The sequence below is a fragment of the Ferruginibacter profundus genome, from assembly GCF_054783275.1.
Window position 1 is genome coordinate 2,027,319 of sequence record NZ_BAAGQW010000001.1, and the last position, 22,665, is coordinate 2,049,983.

Here is a 22,665-nt window from a genome sequence, read left to right on the forward strand (position 1 = left end):
ACTAAAACCTCTTAGACTAAAGATAATTTTATAGGTATCGGATCATTTTCTGCCAAGGGTAAAGCAGAAAATATTGCGGTGGTAATTTTTAAGATAAAGGCAAAACTGTTTTCATTGATATTTCTTTAAGACAGCTAACTATCATAAACGGTTGCACGCAGAAAACTGCATATTATTTTTTTTACACGCAAAAACCTGCATCTTTTTTAATAAGCGCCTGGTTTATTTTAATTAAACCCAATACGTTAACGGTCTTTAAATTTTCAGCTATTATACTGTTCCGCCATGCAACTGTTTCCGGATATTTACGTCTTAAATTTCCGGGGGTCAATATTTTTTACAACCCATTTCTCAAGGTTGTCAGTGGTAAGCATAGCCGGAGATTTTTATCTCCGGCTTTTTAAAAAGTCCCCCTAAAATTGGGGTATCAATGCTATTAGTATTGGGTAAATAATTACCGGGATTGAATTTTATTTTGCAGAAAATCAGCCGTGGACGAACATGATATATAATGAGACCCGGATTGGAGTTGTAAAATAAATTGCGGCTATTAATCAGATAAGAAAGTAAGCACTCTTAAATTAAAATAAAGCAGTATTAGTTAAATCCACAAATCCTGATCACAATGAAACCGCAATTTAATATTACAACAGCATCGCTGGAGCTTTTTACTGATGATGTAATCCAAAAAAATTGCCTGTATTTAGAAGAAGGGGAAACCAGCGTACGCAAAGCAATAGATGTAATTGTTCCTGTAGTGTTGTACGGTTTAGCTGAAAAGTCTGCCACCAGGTTTGGTATCACAGAAGTTTCGCAAAGAGCTACCGACTCCTTCAACCAACAAGTATTAAACAGGCTGGACACTCTACTTTATGGGGGTACCGGTTCCTATCTTTTTTTACTAAGCAGTATGTATGGTAATAAGCCGGGTTATATTATTGATTACATTTCAAAATATGCAAATATTAAATACGCCTCTGCTTCTTCCCTGGTGTCGCTTGCCTTGTACGCAGTATTAGGGTTAATTGGTAAACATAAAGCAAGCTCCGGTATATCAGTAACGGGGTTAGCTGCTTTACTGATCTCTGAGAAAAGTAATTTTATACAACGGTTTCCACCGGACCTTTGCCTGATTGAAGTGGAAGATGAGCCTGAAGAGTACATTGGCGTACCTTATAATAAAAGGCAATATTCAAAAGGTTGGTTTTTTGGGGTTGTTACAATAATCGGAGCCATTTTTTTTTGGGGCTGGCTTTTTGTTCATAGAAAAGAAACTTTGCAAAAGCCGCCTGCAGTTACTGACAAAAGCAGTGTTCATCCAACTGCAAAAGGAAATATTTCTGTTTCAAATACAATGTATTCCTCTAAAAAATAACATACCCCCCAATTTTATGGGGAGTTTATAATGGAATATAGTGGATTGAACTTTTAGTGGCAGGAAGTATTTTACAGCCCGAAAACAATGAATTAAAGCTCATATAAAACAGCCTGGCTTATTAGCAGATTAAAAACTAAATACCCGGGCTTATAAAAGAAGGTTTATTAGGATAGGTTAAAACTTGGGCATAGCCCAAAATCCGGTATTTCTATACCGGATTTTATTTTTTTTGCTGGTCAATATCCGGTATGTAGAGCCCATTTTGCATAGCAAAAACGATCAGGTCGGTGGTGCGTTTAACTTTTAGTTTAGTAAGTACACTCCGGTGATAATACTGTACAGTATGTGCACTTAAATCTAAATCATACGCTATCTCTTTAATGGTTAGCCCACTGCAAACCTTATGCAGTACTTCCTTTTCCCTGGGAGACAGGTGGTACACAACCTGCTCTTCGGTAAACATTGTATTTAACATACTTTCCCGCAGGCTTTTTGCTATATACTGCCTCCCTTCATTTATTTCAAAAATGGCTTCAATCAGTTCTTCCAGGGGCGATGATTTAGACAGGTATCCATTTGCCCCTGCCCTTATTACCTGTTTTATTGTTTGCACATCATTAATACTGCTCAACACCAGTATTTTTATTTTATCGTTATTGAGTTTACGAATCGTTTCTATCAATTTCAGGCCGTTAGTACCCGGCATCATTAAGTCTGTAATTACAATATCAGGAACAGGCACCAGTTTTTCTGAAAGAAAAATATCTGCACTATTGTAGGTTTTAACCTGCCCCACACCAGGCTGAAGTAACAATGTATTTTTTATTGATTCAGTTAAGAGCGGATGATCATCAACCAGTGCAACTAACATTGTATTTATGTTGAGGAGTGATGTAATAAAATAATAGTAAATATAAAATAAAATATACTATTGTTTAAAATTTATTAGGAAAAATTAACCCGGGTAGCCCCGGATCTGCCTGTTAAATCCGCCCTGCAGGCCTGTGTAAAGTCAATAAATAAAAAATATAAATAAGGTGTCGGAAATATTTTTCGTTTTACATATTGGATAGGTTAAAATGATTACTGCTTTTGTTTCTATAGCCCACTGCTATTTTTTTGTGTCGGGAATAAAAAAACCATTCTTCATTGCCATTACAATAAGATCAGCTGTTCTTTTCACTTTAAATTTACCCATTACTCTTCTGTGATAATATTGAGCCGTATGAACACTTAGTTTAAGCTGGATAGCGATCTGTTTTATGGTATTGCCCCTGCAAACCATATTCAGCACCTCTTTTTCTCTCGGCGTAAGATGAAAGTTGGCTTTTTCAACAATAAAAATACTATTCAGGAGGCTTTCTTTAAGCCCGGTTGCAATAAACTGTTTCCCGTTAAAAACGGCATTTATAGCTTCAAGAAATTCGTCAAAAGAAATACTTTTGGTAAGATAGGAAGAGGCTCCACTTCTGATTGCCCGCTTTACCAATTGCATATCTGAAAATGTAGAAAGAACAATAATTTTAGGTTTGTCATTGCCATATCTATTGCGGCACATATCAATAAAATCCATACCGTTTACACCTTCCATCATCAATTCCACCACTACTATATCAGGTATCTCCGGAAGATCTTCTTCCAAAAAGACCTTCATTTCTGTGTAAATGGCCACATCGTTATACCCATGTTTTGCCAATAATATTTTTAACGATTGAACAAAAAGTGAATGATCATCAATTAGAGCAATTGTCATCTGATATGGGTGCGTTTATTTAATTGTTTCAAACTTACAAATACGGATTGACAAACAAACAGCAGCCCCCCAAAAATAGGGGGGATTTTTAGCTAATTTAACGGGTATCTATAAACGATAAAGTATTGAATTTTACAATCTGCAAAAAAGAAAAGATCACATCTGAATAAATACAGATCAACGATATAACCCTAGAAGGGTTTGTTTCAGAAAACGAGACTGGTTTCTACCAGTCTTTCTTTTTTAATACATATCTTCCTGTTTCAATATGGTATAGACAAATTGCCCACCTGGCTTTACCTGATATTACTGGTTATCATATTTTAGTATATTTTCCTGCACTTCAATTCGTCACTTCATTTTTATGCAACTGATATACCCTTCATTACACAACAGCTATTGCTTAAAATAAGCTCACTACACCGGCATTTTTAAATTGCCTGCTGCCAACATTAAAAAATGTTGTCAAATTTTATTTTATGTTGATTAAGGTTTAATTTTTATGTAAAAAAATCCGACATAGAAATGCCGGAACTGTGTATAGTGCTTGGTTCTACCAGGGTTGGCGTATCGGGTTATACAATTTGCATTGCGTGATTATCTTTTAAGATTGTAAAACAAAAATAGTTACCCAAGAACACATCACAACTACCCGTTTGGGTAACAGGTAAAATACTTTTGTGTACCATCCAATAAAAATATACATTTGAAAAGCCTTTCCTTTAAAAACAGATGTATTCATATTTCATTATCAAAGGAAACCGGTATATGCATAATAGCTTATTGCCAATTAGCAACAAAAGAAAACCTGCCAGCACTTTTTTTTTACCAAAACTATCCGGGAAACTTAAACGCCTTGCTTTAACAATATCCCTTTCGGGAGTAAAAAATGAAAAAGACGAATCAAAGCAGCATTATGTTATCCAAATGAACCTGATTGCGGTAGTCACGTTTACAATAAATTCACTCACAGGATTTTTATTCTTTTTTATACACGATATATTACCCGGATTAATGTTCATCTTCAGCGGAATAGTGTGGCTGCTTCCCATTTATTTAAACCGCAACGGGCTCACCATAAGCTCCCGCCTGTTATTAATCATATTTTCTGTTGGAATGCTTTTTTTAGCCTCCTGCTGGTTTTCTCACAATACCATGCTGGACAATTTTTTCCTCATTTTAGCTATCGATTGCAATTTTGTATATTCTTACCAGGAAAGAAAATGGTTATTGATGAGCATTTTTTTATGCCTGTCCTTTTTCATCATTGAAACAACATCCTTACAAAATCACTTACCTGCTTTAAACGCTTTAAAAGATATACCTGCAACAAATATTGTTTTATTGATCAGCCAGATACTAACGATCCTCATTGATGTAATGGTATATATTTATATAACCCGGCTACGGGAAAAAAATTTATTGGCCAAACAGCAAAAGATAGTAGAAGCGCAGGCTAAAGTGCAAATACAAAATGATGACCTCAAAACATTCAGCATTGCAGCATCTCATACAATGCAAACACCACTGCACGTATCTGCTTTTTTTCTGGAAAAAATTGAATCGGAATTGCACAATAAAGTAAACGGGGAAACAAAAAAAAATATAGAATTAATAAAGAACGGCCTGCAGCAAATCGACCAGTTGGTAACGGGCTTATTTTCCTATAACCGCATCATCAATATTGAAAATGAATTAACACAATTTGATATAACGAAGGAAATAGATATTGTAAGAAGAAGCATTACGATGCGATATTCAAAAGCAAAAATACTGGTAACCGGATCATCCATTTTTATAAAAGCCAATCAATTACTTTTTTCCACCATTATCTATAACCTGATTGATAACGGAATAAAATATAATCTTTCGCCAACACCTGAAGTAGCTATAACTTACGAAAAAACAAAAAGTTCCGTTTTTATAATTGTAAGTGATAACGGAATTGGCATTCCGGAAAAATATTTTACAACAATTTTTGTACCCTTCAAAAGAATTCAAAATGACTCCAGGTTTAAAACAGGGAATGGCCTTGGGCTTGCCTGTGCAAAAAGAGCTGCTGAAAGAATGAAAGGAAATTTAACCTGCACTGAAAGCAGCCATTCAGGATCAGTATTCAAATTAGAGATCCCATTGCTTTGAATTAGTTACTACACAAAAGTGCTGCCATAACCTGATTTAATTAATCTAATTTAGACTCAGCAAATAAAAATATATTGCATGAAAAGTGTTTGCATAGTTGATGATCAGCAAATTTCGCTGGATGCTGTTGAACAGATTTTAAGCGAATCGGGAAACATGCAAATAACCGGAAGCTTCACTTCTGCAGAGAAACTGTTACAAGAATTTGAGAATTTACAGCCGGATATTACCATTGTTGATCTTGATCTACCCGGCGTAGGCGGAATTGAAGTAATTACCCTGTTGAAATCCAGCTATCCCAATACAAAATTCCTGGTACTTACAAATTATAGCGATGATGATAAATTATTTAATGCCCTGAGAGCTGGAGCTGATGGGTATTTACTAAAAAAAGATGCCTATAAAAACCTGGAATCAGCATTAATTTCAGTTTCAGAAGGAGGAGCTCCAATGACCGCCGAAGTAGCGAGAAAAGTGATCTTACATTTTCAAAAACAGGTAAGCATAAACGATTTTACAAACCTTACAGAAAAAGAAAAAATTGTTTTGCAGCTTCTTGTAGATGGATTTTTGTACAAAGAAATTGCTGCGCAAATGCTTGTTACAATTGACGCCATAAAAAAACACACCCAGAGCATTTACGATAAATTACACGTAAGAACCAGAAGCGAAGCCATTAAAAAATTTCTGACAAACTCCTGATATTATATTTCTATTATAAAAAATCACCTTTAAATTCCGGCGACTAAAAAATGAAATAATTATTTCTGTATAACCCAAATAAAAAAGCATTAAAACTGCAATCACTTTTAGAATACAATATTTTGAGACACCACTGTTAGCTACAATTATTTTACTAAGCTTTACAATCCTTAAACTATATTCCCCAATTCACTTGCTCACAAACCAGGAAACTTTTCCTGCAATACCAGTCAAATTTCTCAAGCGCTGTTAATCGATAAAAAAAGACCACTACATTTAGAAGAGCATCCGGCAATGCACCAAAGACGGAAAATACCTGCCGTATACGGGATGATTTTTCATAACAAAAGAATTGTACAATATAGGCAGCCGCTTTTGAAATCAGCTGTATTAAATCGAATCACTGAACAGTACCAATAAAGGTACCATGAGAAAAAATATGATTATTATAATATTTAATATCCGCTACTTTTTGCAATTTCATTCCTGATACGGCTGAGTGTTTCGGGTTTCATTCCTAAAAAAGACGCCTGATCTTTTAACAGAAACCGATTAGCAATTTGCGGCATTTTAGTAAGAAGAAATTCGTAGCGTTGCTTAGATTCAAATTTTGAAATTAAAGTAAACTCTTTAAGAAATTTCATAAAAATTGATTTCGCATTTTCCATAGCTTTTTGTACACCAGGATAAAGTAATGCCAATTTTAAAAAATTTTCGTAAGAAATTTCCAATACAACAGACTCTTCAATCGTTATAATATTCGATTTAGAAATTGATTGGCTCATAAAACTATCAAAAGCTGTTACAAAATTACCCTCCGATAATAATAAAAAAACCTGCTCTTCATCCATTACTGTGATCGTATTTTTAATAGCCCCTTTCGCTATGTAAAATAATTTGTCGGCCAGTTGATTTTCGGCTACAAGTAAAGTATCCTTTGGAATTTCTGTAACTTTAAAAAAAGGTTTCAGCGACATCGGATCTTCAATATCATTCACACCCAAAAAAACTAACAGATCGGCCAGGCAACAATACACATAATTGCGCTGCTTATATAAATTAGATATTGTTTTTTCAGAGAGCGGGTATTCTTCAAAAAAGAAATTCATTTTTTAACACATTTTTTAATAACAAGATAAGTCTGACGCTATGTTCCAAAATTCTATACTCTGTATTAAATTACAGAGATAAAATATTTTTGAATAAAACTTTTATTCAATCAGTTTTTCCGGGGAGGTTTGTTATAAAAAACGATTTGGTATTTTCTTTTAACTCTTATTTACAGAGGCCTAAAAATACAATGTGCAAAAGTATATATATTATGGCTAATGAAGAAAGTAATTGATAATACATATTCAACTATTTAATTTTATCACTCATTGCGGCTAATAAATAATCACAAACCCATAGCACAAAACAGCCGGACAGGTATAGTCCTTGTCCGGCTGTAATTATTAAAGACCTTTTATTTATTCCTTAATCAGCTTTATGTTTTTTATTATTGTATTATTTTGTATTACCTGCAACATATAAGTTGCAGCAGGATATTGGCTTAGGTCCAGCTGCTTTGTACTATTAAAGGTTGACTCCGATGTTAGTACCTGGCCAAGCACATTTACCAATCGTAATTCCGTTTGCCCGCTTAAGCCTGTAAGTGTTACCCTATTTTTTACAGGGTTAGGATAAGCATTAACCTGCAAATTAGCTGTACAGTTTGTTTTAACGACCACAACATTGCTAAAAGCTTTTGCCCCGTTTTTATCAACCATCTTAAGGCGGTAGTAAGTTACTTTTGCAGGCTGATTGTATAATGCTGCATAGGTACTTCCGCTGCTACTACCTTTACCATTTATGGTGGTGATTTTTTCGAAATTAACAGCATCTATACTTTGTTCCACATCAAAATGATCAAAATTGGTTTCTTCGGTAGTTGTCCACGAAAGGCTGGCAGTACAGTTAATAGGAGTACCGGTAAAAGCCGACAACTTAACCGGTAATACCTGCAATGATAAAGAACCGGCAGGGCTGCTGCATAAACATACTTTTGCACCTGTTGCAGTGGTATCCTGTACCTGCAAAAACAGTGGACTTCCTTTAGCACAATCTGTATATGCGGCGTAGATAAAAGAACCTGTCTGTGTGATAGTAGCTCCAATACCAACAGCATTTGTAGTAAATGTTGCCAGCACTTTACCGGTGTTATCAGCACCGCAATATATTTTAACCAGGTAAGCTCCGGCACTTGCCGCCAGTGTACCATTATTGGTAATATTAAAGGAGTAATTTATCACCCTTGGCGATGTAGCCAGATTTTCTGTAAAGGTAAAGTTACTTGTATTAAGTGATGGCCTGGTAAGTGTAATGGCATCAGATATAGCCGTGCCGATAACAACTGTACTGCTGGTACAGGCTATTCCGCCGCACATCAGGGGTGCTATATCTCTTTTTGCAGCAGCAAGTATATTTACATTACCACAGCCCCCTATTCCTCCGGCAACCACATCAAAACTGTAATTAATAACTGTGCCTGCGGCTATACCTACCGGTAATGGTATTTTAACCAGCGTAGTACCACCAGGTCCTAATGCTGTTGTTATTGTACCAAAACCTGTTCCGGTAAAATTACCATTGTATAAAAGCCCGGCAGGAATGGTATAGATCACCGTATCTCCTGTTTGTGTAGGGGTTATTACAGGGGTGGTGGAAAGACTAAGCGTAGTAGCGGTGCCGCAACTTATCGATGATGCTCCTACGCCAATTGTGATACCTGCGCCGCCAGTGGTAGATGCGCCGGTTATATTAATACCTCCCGTTTGTACCGGTATGGCATTACCAATAGCCGGGGCACCACAAGGTTGTGTACCATAGGGCTCAAAAGTTAATGGACTGCCTGAAGTGATACCACAGGTAGTAGTAAACATTACTTTTAGTTTTGCCTGGCGACCGGCAGTGCCGGGGTTGGTTATTGTGCCCGGTAAGCCATTTGCGCCTATGCCTGTATGTGAGGTAATATCTAATTTATAACCGCCACTTATTGCAGTGGCAGTTGTATTTTGATAATTACCGCTGCCTAATGGATATTCTACCTGTACGGGCAGTTGTATACTTACGCCTGCCGGCGGATATACATTTACGTAAGGAGATATAAGATTACCTGCCTGGGCACTATTTATTACCACCAATACACTATCTGTATTACATAATGATACTGCAGAGCCATCTCCCGGCTGCCGGGTTACACTTAATTGCACCTGGCTGGGCTGAGGTATAACTTTTAAAAATGTTTGTGCAGCAGTACATGAATAACCTGTTAGCGGATCAGGATTCGGGTAACCTGTACAGTTCCAACCTGCTTTTAATAATATACTATCTGCTGTACAGCTACTGTATTTAAAATATACCCTTGCCTGTTGTGTGCTGCCACTGGTTAAACCTGCTGTGCTTACCTGGTACCATTTGTCGGTAGTATTATAAGTAGCAGCTGTTAATACAGTATTAGCAGGTTTTAATACTACGCTATCAATACTAATACCGCCACTACCGCTGCTTTTTTCCAACGCAAACCAAACATAAGGTGCTGTTGTTGTTCCGGTGCTGTTTACTTGTACGTCCCAGTATTGCTGAGGTAATATACCTTGCACCACACCCGTATTATTTTGCACTGTAATATTGGGTTTGGTTGTAACATCATAATTAGCCGTAAGACTGGCGCCGGTTCCATTATAAGTGGAAACAAAAGGAATATTAGCGCCGGCATATACAAAGCTTTTGCCGTAAGTAGTGACGATAAAATTATTGTTGGTGGCTGCCGCTGCACATGAAGCTACTACTTCAAAATAAGTATTGTGACTGTGTGTATAGTTTTGTGGCAGCAAATCACTAAAATATCCACTACCAAAATTTTTCAATACTAACCGGTTGCCGGTCATAGTTGCAGTAGTTCCAACCGAAGCTGACCTTGCATTATATGCCGTAATAAATGTATCCACAATCATCGTAGGCATAGCTCCAGACCAGGTAATTCCCGGAGGAAATACAATGGCAATTGAATCTATTGATACTGCAGGTCGGTATTCAGCAGGGAATATATCGCCTGACTCACCTGTAAGAAATCCATAATTTACAAAACTGGTGGTGGCGGGCGTACAGCCAGTTAAATTGAAAGGAGTTGATGCAAAATAAGAAGTCACCTGATTCTTCAAGCCTATCAAATAAAAGTCTGGTGCCCAATTGTCGCAATACTGCGGTGTTGATGCGGCATCCAGATTGTACATATAGCTCAATTGATTGGGTGGTGCAGTAAGTGTAATACCAAACAATTGATTATTATTTGCATTAGTTACTGATATTTTCATATCTACCCAAACACTATCCCCGCTTACCAGGGTAGCAGGAAAACCACAGGCACCACCCATCAAGGGAGTAAAATTCCACACCCATTTGGTTAATGTAGCAGTACTCATATTGGTATAGGCTGGCATAGGGCAACTAATAGTTGGCCCTGTACCTCCTGCTTTATAGTTGATGGTACCTCCTTCAAATTTCACAGCATCGACACCGGGACTACCAGCTTTATTCATTTCATACGAATAATACAAATTGTTGTAAGAACCGGATTGTTTACCGGGTTGTATTATTTCAACGGTATCATACACCGTGGCAGATTTACGGGCCAGTGAGGTAAGAGTAGTCGGGTCAACCTTAGCAGTCATTGTCGTATTGGTCCATCCGTAATTTGTTCTGGTTGCCACAGGACTAAGATTCGCCATGCCCGTTGGGCAGGGTGCCGGGCATTTTGCAGCAATTGTAAGGCTTCCACATTTAAACGACTCAATCGCATTACAGGATCTTGCCAATACATGATATATCTCGTAAGGGATTACGATGTTGCCGCCGGCACCGCAGGTATAAACAAAATCGGCATTAAAGCAAAACAGACTTAAGCCATTTCGTTTTGCGGATATGTAAAGCGTGGTGCCGGAACTGGTAATGGTAGCTGCTGCCCCCCGTTAAACTGCCCCGTTCCGGCTACATAGGAAATTCCCGCAGGCAAATCCATTTTAAGATAAAGGCTATCCGTAGGCAAAGAAAATCCCTGGCTGTCAAAACCTGCGTGGCAAAACCTCACTGTAAAAGCTGTGCCACCTGCTACCAGTGAGGGTGCTGTTGTAGTGACTACGTGACCTGTTGACTGGGCTGTAGTGCCGCCAACAGTAGCGAGTGGTGTAGTTAGTGTACCGCACATGGTATTGTAGGTTGCTTTAGCTCCTATTTTCCTGTAATAATCCGGTATCACACATTGTGCAACAGGCTGGTATTCCCGTTTCATGGTAACAACAATGGAGGCTCCCGGTGCCAGGTCATCAAACTGACCATCACCATCAAGATCGGACAAGCCAGCAGCCCCGTCGGGGTCACTGCTGAACTGGTTCATGTCGGCTATCCATGCGCCGGTACCAGTTTGAGTTACCGCTATTGGTACACCATTAATCATAAAATTATTAAAGATAACCGCTGTTGTACTATTATTTCCGCTACCTGTTGGGCCAAAAACTACATTTGGCAAATTCGGATTTAGATTACCAAGCTGTGCAATGATATTATACATGGCTCCTGCATTGCCACCGCTACCGGTGTTAGAAAAAGTAACCGTAACAGTACCAGGTGTGCAAGGGCTCATCACGGTATTTTCTACGATGGTGGTGGTTAAGATAGGTACACCATTGGCCATGGTTACCGCACTGGTACCGGTAGCGGTTTGGCACTTCTTGCCCCAGCTGGCGCCGTAGGCAGTAGATGCATTACATTTCACTACTTTAATAGGCTCGGTAATGGTTACTGTTTCGCCATTGCTCAGCAGGTTGTCGCCGCCAAACAGCGTGGCACCGTAGATTTTGTAGAACAAAGTATCGCCGTTGATGCTGCCTGGTGTAAAGGAAGTGCCATTGGCTGTAATGGCATTGCTACCGCTGGTATTGACAATACCGCCGCCGGCATACACTACGTAATACAGCAGGGTATCCAAGGCGCCATTACCGCCATTGGTAATTGTGATAGTTCGTGTGGCCGTAGTACCTATCACGGCATTGGTAATGGCTGCGGGGGGTACAAGACTTAGCACAGGTGCAAGAATATTATAAGTATTGGTACTTGCATTATTTTCTATGGCAGTACCACAATCTGTACTGTTAACTTTTATAGTGTCTTTACCATTTGCTAAAGTACCACAATCAGCCTGCCTGCTAATGGTAAAGGTAATATCGCCTGCCGATGTAATGCTGTTCACAGAAAATACAGGCGCATTAAGATTGGTTATATTATTTTCTGTAATGGTACTGCCGGTTAATGAACCTGCTGTTTTAGTAGCAGAACCTGCCACATAATTTATTGATGGAGGCAGGGCAATGGTAACCGTTACTCCGGTACAGGCGGCCGTAAAGCCCAATTGTACGGTAAGATTGCTTTTTCCTGTACCACGTGTAAGCCCTTGCGCCGGATTGGGATAATTGATACTTACCTGGGCTTGTGTAAACAGTTGTTGCACGAGCAAAAAAGCCAGCACTACAAACATTTTTAAATGTAGTCTTTGTTTCATTGTAGTTGAATTTTTTACATAGCATTGTTTTGATTGCATCAAATGCTACTTATTTAAATAGTTGTTTTAATGATAAATTCATAAGTCAATACCACCAAGTGTTATAACTGAAGTAACAGTTACAACACCTGTGCATGGTATTGTTTCCGGGTTGACGGATTTTCAGGCTTAAGAGGGAAATTAATTTTGTTCCCTTGCTTTTATAAAATATTGGCTAAGGGTTTTTACGCTAGAAAGAGGTTAGTAATTTTACGGTACGCTTTTTACATTGCAAATGTATAAGTAGCTTATGCTAAGAATATATTTCTTGACATACGTCAATTTCTGGCAGGTAAGTAAAGCTGTTAAGAAAATAACACTGCAGGTAAAATGCCAGGCCGAAACTATATTACAGGTTTTGATTTATTATGATCAGCCTGTTTTTTTAGTAGCCCCAAAAAACTACTTTACTTTATAACCAGGTGTTACGCAGGGTAGCATTGCGTATATTTGACAAAATCACAATAAATTATTTTAATTTCTTATGATTACTATAAGTAACGCATACCTGATTTTATAAAATGATCAATAAACTTTTCCATTTAAATTGTGCCACTTTAAAACCTCTTTCAGGGAAAATAATTTGTCATTGTTTACTGCTGGATACGGATAAAGGGTTAATACTTATTGATACAGGATTAGGGAAGAAAGATATTAATTCTCCAAAATCAAGACTGGATTTACTGTTTAGAAAAATGGTAAATCCGGTATTAAATATTAATGAAACTGCGTACCATCAAATACAGCAATTAGGTTACCATGCTGAAGATGTGAAATTTATAATTTTAACCCATTTACACGAAGATCATATCGGCGGGATAGACGACTTTCCTAATGCAATTTTAATAACTTCTGCAGTAGAATATGAGAATACATTTCATTCAAAAAAAGTAAGGTTTCGTCCTAATTTAAAGCAGATTTCCGGAACCTATATTTGGTTAAAAATTGAATTGACTAATACGAAATGGAACGATTTTGAGACCGGCGAAATATTTAAAGATGATAAAGATATTTTGCTGGTAGATTTAAAAGGACATACGGATGGACATTGTGGAGTATTGCTATATTTTAACGGGCATATTTTACTTCACTGCGGAGATGCTTATTATGACAGAAAAACAATTAAATATGGTACGTCTAAAACGCCTTTTCAATACCAATTGCTACAGGCCATTGTTACAGCTAACAAAAAAGACAGAGCCGATACCGAAAAAAAATTAAGAACGCTATATTTAAAAAACAACAATAAAACCGAATTCTTTTCTTCACACGACGAGACAGAATTTTTAAGAATGAAAAATAAACAATAGGCCTGTAGAAAATAGTTAATAATGTTTGGCAAAAAAATGACTATCAAATTCTGCTTAACAATATAATTTCAGCGTAACTCATATTAGTTACCGGAAAGGTATTTCCGTATTGCTTCACTCCTTGTTCGCACATGCAGCTTTTCATAAATATTGTGGGCGTGCTTTTTAATCGCATCAATTGTTACTCCCAAAGTACCGGCAATCTCCTTATATAAGTAGCCTTCTACTATTAATTCCAGAACTTTCTTCTCTTTATCGGTAAGGTTGTTAAGTTGCACCCGCCCGTTATCCCTTTGAAAATAGCCGATCAGTTTTTTTGCTATTTCAGGCGACATTGGTGCCCCGCCAAAATAAAGTTCTTTAATATTTTCAAGTAACAGGTCAAAGGAATGCTTCTTTAATAAATAGCCGCCTGCCCCTGCTTTTAAAGCGTTAAAGACTTTTTCATCATCGTTGAAGATAGTAAGCACTAAAAATTTAGCCCTCGGGTATCCTGATTTTATATTAAAGATTGCCTCAATCCCCGACATTCCCGGCAGGTCAATATCCATCAGCGTCACATCAGGCCGCAGTTCTTCATATTGTTCAATAAAAGATTCGGCGTTTGAAAATATTCCAATGCAACCAATATCTTCTGATTCGTTTATAATAAGTTCCAGCGTCTGCGACATTATTTTTTGGTCGTCTACAATACATACAGTTATCATATAGTTTTTTCTTTTGGTATTTCAATAGTGATTACGGTTCCATTAATATTCTCAAACTTTACAGTACCATTTATGGCTGCAATCCGTTTTTTTATGTTATTCAATCCATTACCATTCGGGTTGCTGGTAGCTGGCAAACCAATACCATTATCCATAAATACCAGTAATATCCTTTTTTCATTGCAGGAGCAGTTAACGGTAAACAATGTTCCGTTAGAATATTTAATAGCATTATTAAATATTTCTTTAGCTACCAGTAAAATATTTCGTCTCTGGATACTGGTAATGTTATTTTCTATTTTACAATTATTTACAAATTCGAGTTTAACATCCGATTCAGTTCGTTGTAAATATTCGGCAATAAACATTCTTACATGTGCCATCAAACCATTTAAAGTATCATCCATATGATTGAGCAGCCAGATTATCTCACTCATTTGATCAATAAGCCCAGCAGAAATTTTTCCGATACTATCCAGCATAGTATTACCCGGCGCTTGTTCTTGCCGTGCCAATAAGGTTTTAGTCAATAATCTGATGGAGGTGAGCCCGGTACCAAGATCGTCATGAAGATCCTGCGAAATTCTTTCCCTTTCATTTTTTAACGCTATTTGCCGGTATGCCTCTATCCGTTGCTGTTCTAATTTTTTTCTAAAAATAAATACAATGATCAGCGTTACTAAACTTGCCGAAACCAACACCGATAAAAAAACAAAAGTTATTGTTTTCCAAAAAGGCTTTTTTACTGTGAAAGAATAAGATATCTGGGCTCCCGGTTGATTATTAGGATAAATTTCTTTTATAAACAATTTGTACCCGCCTGCAGAAAGACTCAAGAAATTAAGTTGTTTACCCTTATCTACAAAATGCCAGAAGGTGTCAACGCCTTCTAATTTATACTTATAATAAATACCTTCTGATTGCTGATATGATATTGATTTAAATGAAAAACTAAAAGAGTTATCGTCGTAATTAAAAGGTAATTCTTCTGCTATAGAACCCGGTACCATACCTGAATGCAATACCTTGTTGCCATTTTTTATTTCATCGAAGTACAGTTTTGTTTTTAATGGGTCTGCCACCTGTTCTTTTGTATTCACTTGCGTAATTCCTTCTCCACCGCCAAAGAAAATATGATCATCATCGTACGTCATTGCTTTAGTAATAAATCCTACATTTCTTGTAAGCCCCGGGGAGGGATAATTAGCCAGTTCATCAGTAACCGAATTATAAGCCATAATCCCTCCAAAAGTGGTCATCCACAACACACCCTGGCTATCCATTTTACCCGAATATATTTTATTATCTATCATGCCGTATAGCGGCTTCAACATGGTTTTTGAAAGTGAAAAATTATTATTGTAGATGTACAATCCATTTGATGTCATTGCGAAAACATTTCCATACTTATCATTGTCCAGGCCTTTTAGCGGTAAAAATATATTGTTCAAAGCACCGGCTTTTTTTATTAACCGGTTATTCTCTAATACAAAGAGCTCCCCTTTTGTACTTCCAACAATAAAAATATTACCCGAAGAGATACAGGAAATAGCGCCACTTGATACAATGGTATCCACTAAATTAAATCTGAAACCCTGCTTCTTTGTTCCGGTTATACTGAATAAAGCCCTGCCAACGGTAATGTATGACAGCTGCTCTGAAATATTTTTAATTACCGGACGAAAATCCCTGGAAAGCAAGCGGAAATTGTTAATAGAATCAAAGTAAGGGCGGGTAATGTTGTTAATAGAAAGTTGCTGACCGGTTAAAGACATCGACCTGATATCAATGATACCCACTTTAAAATATTCGTCGAAAAGTACCCAGAGATAGTCTTTATCAATTCTTTCAATTTGTAAAATTGCACTGCTGCTGTTTACAACCGGATAAAATACAGTGCGGGCATTTTTATTTAACGGGAAAGCGTAAATGCCTTTTAAATCGTTTGCCCCAAGGATAATTCCCTTGTCAATTACCATTGAAAAAGTTGCGGCATTTAAAGTATCCGCCAGATGATAGTCGGTAAATTTGTTTAACCGTTTTTTGTTTTCAAATAATCCCCCACGGTAGCAGGCCGCAAAAAGCGACTCTTTGTCTATCCAGATATCATAAATGCTAAACTTATTCAGCTTTTTTACAGAAAAGTTACTAACGGAAGCATCAACAATGGCAGTTTTGTTGCTATCGGTATTGTACACAAAAAGATTAGTTTCTCCACCTATCCAGAATGCACCCTGCTCATCCATTTTTGCAGTACGGGGAAAGAAAAAGCAGCCATATTTTTCGGGCGGAACATCCGCTGTTTTTATTATTGCCAGATTAGAAACATTAATCTGTATTATTTTTTTTGATGAGACAACAAGAAAGAGATTTTCTTTTTGGCCATTAACCACCAATCCCTTTTCGCCGGGCATTAATAACAAAGAGTCTGTAAGCCCGGTTTCAATATTTAATGATACCAAATGCTTGTTAGCAGAATAATAAAAACAATAAGGATAGGTGCATTCATTTCTTACATATACATCCCTGCTTTCATTAACACACTTTAATAAGCCGGTTTGCTTTAAAGCAGTGTCAAATAAATAAACGCTACCTGCTGTTTTAATTATTACCCTTTGCCGCGTTCTGTCAAAACCTATTATCTCTATGCGTTCTTCCGGCGATTTTTTCAGGCTGGCTTTAACCTGAACTATGTGTTTGTCTTTATAATAAAAAATAAACAACCCATTGGTACAGGTTATCAGCAACCTGTTGTTATCAAGCTGAAGAAAATTTTGCGGAGCATCACCCAGGTAAAAATTCTTATTGTCAGTGTACATTGATATATTGCTGAATTCTTTCCCGTTAAATACACTTATCCCATATGCAGTACCAATCCATAAAAAGCCATAACTATCCTTGTACAGGTTAGAACAGCTGCCACTGGGCAATTCTCCCGGGGAGGCATATCGTTTAAAGAACAGGTTGGTATAATTCTGGCCATAGCAACTGGCAGAGATCAAACTACCTGACACAAAAACTATTAAAAAATGATATTTACAAATTGCTTTGAACCGCATAATTATAGAGCCCTTTGCTACCGCACTTTTTTACTGTAAAAGAGCCTGGTACAAATGTACTTGTAATACAAAGCCTGTATAGTACACAAAAGTGCCAAATTCAGTCTCAAAATATTTTCTTATTACACAAAACATTTTTACATAAAATATACTCTTCGTCTACCCAAAAGGGTAGATAAATTTATTTAATTTGTATATACTTTTGTAACCTGTAAGCGTAACCTTTCGCCATAAACAGCAAACCTCATCCTCATAAAAATCTTTTCATTTTCCGGGCCTGTGCATGGGATTCGCCGGCATGGTATTTTGCAGGGCTTTGGCCGGTAAACGAAATACAACCGTACTGCCTGAAAAGCTACGAAGCCAAGCAGTACGATTTGTATACTATTGCTCATACTAAAAAATAAACAGGTTTTTATTTTTACCCATTAATATACTGACATGAAAAAAGTATTTATCTGTACGTTTACCCTTATTTATTTATTATTTATTATTACGCAGTGCTTTGCACAAAATAAAAATATAACCGGAAAGGTGGTTGATATTAATGGTAATGGAATAATTGCCACTATAGCTGTTAAACAAAGTAACCTGGTAATACTAACAGATGGTAACGGAAAGTTTGTTTTATCCGCACCTGCCCAAACAATACTTGAAATAAGTGCAACAGGATATATAACTCAAACCGTTAAAATCACCGATGCAGCCACTTTAAAAATAGTTATGCCTGAAGATATTGCCAAACTGGATGAAGTAATAGTTACCGGCTTAACAACAACCATTAAACGCCGTAACAGTACGAATTCTGTGGCCACTATTTCTGCCACGTTACTAAATGAAATTGCTCCTGCGCAAACCTTTGATGCCGCCATCAATGGAAAAATTCCCGGGGCTTTTATTAATGCCAATACCGGCGCTCCCGGTGGAGGCGTTTCAGTTAAATTAAGAGGCGTTACCTCAATATATGGCAATACCCAGCCGCTGTACATAATTGATGGCATGTTTGCAGATAATACGGCAACATCCGGCGGATTGAATTTTATAACGAAGGCTTCATTGTCAAACGGTTCCATCACTTCTAACCAGGATAACCAGGTCAACAGAATTGCGGATATAAAACCGGAAGATATTGACAGGATAGAAATATTGAAAGGTGCCTCTGCAGCTGCCATTTATGGATCAAAGGCCGCAGCCGGTGTGATAATCATTACAACAAAAAAAGGGACTACAGGTAAAACGAAAATCAATTTTTCGCAGGATGCCGGTATAATAAAGGCAAGTAAGTTATTAGGTGTTCGGGTGTTTGATGCCAATAAAGCTGCCAGCCTGTCAAGCGATAGCGCCACAAGTGTACTATACAGGCAACAATTTTTAAAAGCGCAGGCAGCCGGAGAAATTTTTGATTACGAAAAAGAAATTTTTGGCAATTGCGGTTTTGGCCGCAATACAGCTGTAAGCATGCGTGGCGGAAATGAAAAGACCCGGTTCTATTTTTCTGCAATGCAAAAAGATGAAAGCGGAATTGTAAGATATACGGGGTACAAAAACAGCAGCTTTCGTTTAAATGCCGATCACCAGATCAGTAACAATATTAAAATTGCGATAAATACCAGCTTTATCAGTACTTCGGCAGACAGGGGTTTAACGGGTAATGATAATACAGGCGTAACACTTGGCATTGCACTTTCTTCCACACCATCTTTTGCGCAATTGCATCCTGATGCACAGGGAAAATTTCCTGACAATCCATTTGCCGGCTCAAACCCATTGCAGACTGTTGCATTGGTAAAAAATAACGAATCAAATAATCGCTTTCTTTCAGGAATAAGTGTTGAAGCGCTGCTGCAAAAAAATAAGTACAGCAATACCAAATTGATCTTTTCCGGCGGACTGGATTTTTATAATTTAGTTTCGAAGGCACAATTTCCCTCTCAATTACAGTTTCAGGCAATCAATAAGGGCACTTTAATACAAGGCTTTACCAGGAATCTTGCCTCTAACTTAATATTGTCGTTCGTAAATAATTACACTCCTTTTTCCAAAATATCTTTAACTACTGCCGGCGGTGTAACAAATGAAAACGGGAATTATAATACCCTTTTAGGTGTAGCAACTAAAGTGATCACCGGGCAATCGAATATTACACAGGGCGGATCATTAACCGCTTCTCAATTCATATCAAAATTTGAGAATACAGGAATATTTATTCAGGAAGAAGCAAATATTAGAGAAGCTGTAACGCTTAATATCGGCAGCCGTTTCGACCGGTCAACAAACAATGGCAACGCCGGTAAGTTTTATTTTTATCCAAAAGCAGGATTGTCGCTGAATATTACCAAAATGAACTTTCTTAAAACTGATTTTTTTGATAACATTAAAATACGTGCTGCATATGGCCAGGCAAATAATGTACCTGCATATGGCAGCAAGTTCACATCTTTTGTGGTATCAAATATCGGAGGGCTTGCCGGTTCATTAATTGATATTGTTAGGGGAAATTCTGCCATCAGGCCGGAAAGACAGAGTGAACTTGAGACAGGTTTTGACCTGGCTTTTTTGAAAGGGAAATTATCAGTAGAGTTTACTTACTACACTAAAAATATTTATGATTTTTTAATGTTGACAAACCCTCCTTCCTCATCCGGCTTTTTACAAAAGTGGTTAAATGCAGGTGACCTTCGTAACCGTGGTGTTGAAATTGGTATAAATGCACAGCTGTTTTCAACCGCTGTATTAAAATGGATAACATCAGTTAATTACTGGTTCAACAGATCACTGGTTACAAGGCTTATTACGCCACCGGTTCCGCAAGGTTCCTTTGGCTATTCGCTGGGAGGCTCATTCAGAATAGAACAAGGTAAACCGGCTACTCAAATTGTTGGTGTTAATGGTAATGGTACTGGTGCACTGGGTGATGCTGAACCGGATTTTCAAATGACCAGTTATAACCAATTCTCTTTCGGCAAAAAAATAACGTTCTCTTTTTTATTGCATTGGAAAAAAGGCGGTGACAATATTAATATTACCACATTAACCAATGATTTTGGAGGTACATCGGCCGACTATGATGATGTTACTAACCCATCAGGCATTGCCAACGGGCTTTATCGTATTAAACAATACGGAAAGAATTCTCAATTATTTATAGAAGATGCAGGTTATATCCGTTTTAGAGAAATAGGTTTGTATTATACGCTGCAAAACAGAGCACTTCATTTTATAAACGCTATAAAAATCGGTGCATCATTAAACAATTTTATTACAATCACCAGGTACAAAAGCTATGACCCCGAGGTATCAAATTTTGGAACAGGTTTTTCCACAGGTGTAGACCTGGCGCCATACCCAGCCACAAAGCGGGCATTCATGCATGTTACCTTTACTTTCTAATCTATAACTGATAAATTTTTCACTATGCGGATAATATTGCTATTACTGGCTACAACATTTTGCTTCAGCAATTGTAAAAAAGATTTCGGCAGTTTAAATAATCCAACAGAAAGTGATTTTTTAAAAAATGCCTCTAAAGAGCAACTTAACAACCTTGTTACAGGAATTGAAAGCGGAATGCGGATAAAGCTGGCCTTGTACTTAGATGATGTAAGTGTAGTTGGAAGAGAGATCTACCGGTTCTCTCCTTCGGAACCTGCATATACCGCAAATCTGCTGGGAATGGGCAGTACTACTTTAAGCAATACAGGATTTTATATTACTTCGATATGGGCAGCCAATTACAGGGTAGTAAAGAGTTGTAATCTGCTGGAGCAGGCTTGCGCAAATACATCATTGATAACTGATGCTGAAAAAGCAGGTTACAGCGGATTTGCAAAAACAATAAAAGCTTATTCTCTTTTACTCAACCTGAATCTGACTTACTCTAATGGTATCAGGATTGATGTTGCTGATGCGGATAAGCCGGGGCCGATAGTTGGCTATGATACAGCATTAAACGAAATCACAAAACTGTTGAATGCAGCTCAAAGCGATTTGGCCCATGCAACAATCGCATTTCCTTTATCCAACGGGTATACAAAATTCAATGATGCCCTAGGGCTGATAAAATTCAACCGTGCCATTGCAGCAAGAGTTGCGCTTTATTCGAAAAAGTGGACTACAGCGCTGGAAGATCTGACGGAATCTTTTTTTGACCTTACCGGCAGCTTTGGCACAGGTGTATATTCCTCATTTGGCTCCGGCTCAGGCGACATGTTAAATCCAGTTTTTATACCGCAGAATCAAAATGGGGAGATCCGTATTGCACACCCTTCCTGCTTTGCTGCTATTGAAGCCGGCGATGACAGGATCTCTAAAGCCACATTACGAAGTACAGCCGCTTCTCTTAACGGGCTTTCAGGTAACAGGGATGTTTGGGTTTATACTTCTTCTACCGCTTCAATACCAATCATAAAAAATGAAGAATTAATATTGATCTATGCTGAAGCAAGTATACAAAACAACGACCTGTCTAATGGTATAAAAGCCTTAAATATTATCCGGAACGGGCATGCACTACCTGATTATTCCGGGGCAATTACCCAACCTGCACTGATAACCGAAATGCTGAAGCAACGAACTTATTCTTTATTCTTTGAAGGGCATCGCTGGATAGATATGCGCCGATATGATCTTTTATCGCAGTTAACAATAGACAGAGTGGATGATAATGTCTGGCTAAAATTTCCTCTGCCATTAAGCGAACTTTAACCTGTCGTCTCATTTGTATTTCAGGTTTTAAGCAGCATGTATTTTCATGCTGCTTTTTTGTACCGATAATGTATTTGAATTTACCTATCAAATAAAGCAATTCAGATAAACCTGTTAACCAGGTTACACAAAAGTGCTCTCTGGGATACACGAAAGGGTAAGTAAAAGAATTCCGGCGCAAATTATCTTTGAGTAGAAGTTGGAAATAAAAGACAATTGGCCCCGTTTTAAATTCAATATCCATCTATCCTTAAACACTGAATCCTATGAGAAAGA

At 37.6% G+C, this 22,665-nt stretch carries 13 protein-coding genes; 6 read left to right on the forward strand and 7 right to left on the reverse strand.

What is annotated here, in order from left to right; genetic code table 11:
• Positions 1–625 precede the first annotated feature (625 nt).
• Positions 626–1,375 carry a DUF937 domain-containing protein gene (locus ACYVM0_RS08580; protein WP_460555427.1) on the forward strand — a complete coding sequence of 250 codons (750 nt, stop codon included), beginning with the start codon at positions 626–628 and terminating at the stop codon, positions 1,373–1,375.
• A 223-nt stretch (positions 1,376–1,598) separates the two neighbouring features.
• Here ACYVM0_RS08580 and ACYVM0_RS08585 read toward each other — a convergent pair whose 3' ends face one another.
• Together ACYVM0_RS08585 and ACYVM0_RS08590 are read right to left on the reverse strand one after the other, a co-directional pair.
• Positions 1,599–2,249 (reverse strand): response regulator transcription factor, encoded by a 651-nt coding sequence (locus ACYVM0_RS08585; RefSeq protein WP_460555430.1) that lies wholly within the window; start codon positions 2,247–2,249, stop codon positions 1,599–1,601.
• Positions 2,250–2,489: 240 nt separating this feature from the next.
• Positions 2,490–3,131, reverse strand: coding sequence for a response regulator transcription factor (locus ACYVM0_RS08590; protein WP_460555433.1), 642 nt, complete (start codon positions 3,129–3,131; stop codon positions 2,490–2,492).
• A gap of 927 nt (positions 3,132–4,058) precedes the next feature.
• On the opposite strand from ACYVM0_RS08590, the gene ACYVM0_RS08595 reads away from it, so the two are divergent.
• The gene (locus ACYVM0_RS08595) at positions 4,059–5,273 is read left to right on the forward strand and encodes a sensor histidine kinase (RefSeq protein ID WP_460555436.1); all 1,215 of its coding nucleotides are present in this window, start codon (positions 4,059–4,061) and stop codon (positions 5,271–5,273) included.
• A 78-nt stretch (positions 5,274–5,351) separates the two neighbouring features.
• Positions 5,352–5,975 carry a response regulator gene (locus ACYVM0_RS08600; protein ID WP_460555439.1) on the forward strand — a complete coding sequence of 208 codons (624 nt, stop codon included), beginning with the start codon at positions 5,352–5,354 and terminating at the stop codon, positions 5,973–5,975.
• 455 nt (positions 5,976–6,430) lie between these two features.
• On the opposite strand, the gene ACYVM0_RS08605 is transcribed toward ACYVM0_RS08600, so the two are convergent.
• The 3 genes from ACYVM0_RS08605 to ACYVM0_RS08615 form a co-directional block, all read right to left on the reverse strand.
• Positions 6,431–7,084 carry a Crp/Fnr family transcriptional regulator gene (locus tag ACYVM0_RS08605; protein WP_460555441.1) on the reverse strand — a complete coding sequence of 218 codons (654 nt, stop codon included), beginning with the start codon at positions 7,082–7,084 and terminating at the stop codon, positions 6,431–6,433.
• Between the two features lie 360 nt (positions 7,085–7,444).
• Positions 7,445–10,726: a T9SS type A sorting domain-containing protein gene (locus ACYVM0_RS08610; protein ID WP_460555444.1), complete on the reverse strand. Its 3,282-nt coding sequence runs from the start codon at positions 10,724–10,726 to the stop codon at positions 7,445–7,447.
• Between the two features lie 188 nt (positions 10,727–10,914).
• Positions 10,915–12,570: a hypothetical protein gene (locus ACYVM0_RS08615; protein WP_460555447.1), complete on the reverse strand. Its 1,656-nt coding sequence runs from the start codon at positions 12,568–12,570 to the stop codon at positions 10,915–10,917.
• Between the two features lie 560 nt (positions 12,571–13,130).
• Here ACYVM0_RS08615 and ACYVM0_RS08620 point away from each other — a divergent pair.
• On the forward strand, positions 13,131–13,919 hold the full coding sequence (locus ACYVM0_RS08620; RefSeq protein ID WP_460555449.1) for an MBL fold metallo-hydrolase: 789 nt from the start codon (positions 13,131–13,133) through the stop codon (positions 13,917–13,919).
• An 83-nt stretch (positions 13,920–14,002) separates the two neighbouring features.
• Here the strand turns inward: ACYVM0_RS08620 and ACYVM0_RS08625 are convergent, their stop codons facing one another.
• Together ACYVM0_RS08625 and ACYVM0_RS08630 are read right to left on the reverse strand one after the other, a co-directional pair.
• On the reverse strand, positions 14,003–14,626 hold the full coding sequence (locus ACYVM0_RS08625) for a response regulator transcription factor (protein ID WP_460555452.1): 624 nt from the start codon (positions 14,624–14,626) through the stop codon (positions 14,003–14,005).
• Positions 14,623–17,640: a sensor histidine kinase gene (locus ACYVM0_RS08630; protein ID WP_460555455.1), complete on the reverse strand. Its 3,018-nt coding sequence runs from the start codon at positions 17,638–17,640 to the stop codon at positions 14,623–14,625. The genes ACYVM0_RS08625 and ACYVM0_RS08630 overlap by 4 nt, the downstream gene beginning before the upstream one ends.
• Before the next feature lie 486 nt (positions 17,641–18,126).
• On the opposite strand from ACYVM0_RS08630, the gene ACYVM0_RS08635 reads away from it, so the two are divergent.
• A complete protein-coding gene (locus ACYVM0_RS08635; protein ID WP_460555458.1) occupies positions 18,127–21,075 on the forward strand; it encodes a SusC/RagA family TonB-linked outer membrane protein in 2,949 nt (982 codons plus the stop codon).
• A 24-nt stretch (positions 21,076–21,099) separates the two neighbouring features.
• On the forward strand, positions 21,100–22,389 hold the full coding sequence (locus tag ACYVM0_RS08640; protein ID WP_460555461.1) for a RagB/SusD family nutrient uptake outer membrane protein: 1,290 nt from the start codon (positions 21,100–21,102) through the stop codon (positions 22,387–22,389).
• Positions 22,390–22,665: the final 276 nt, after the last annotated feature.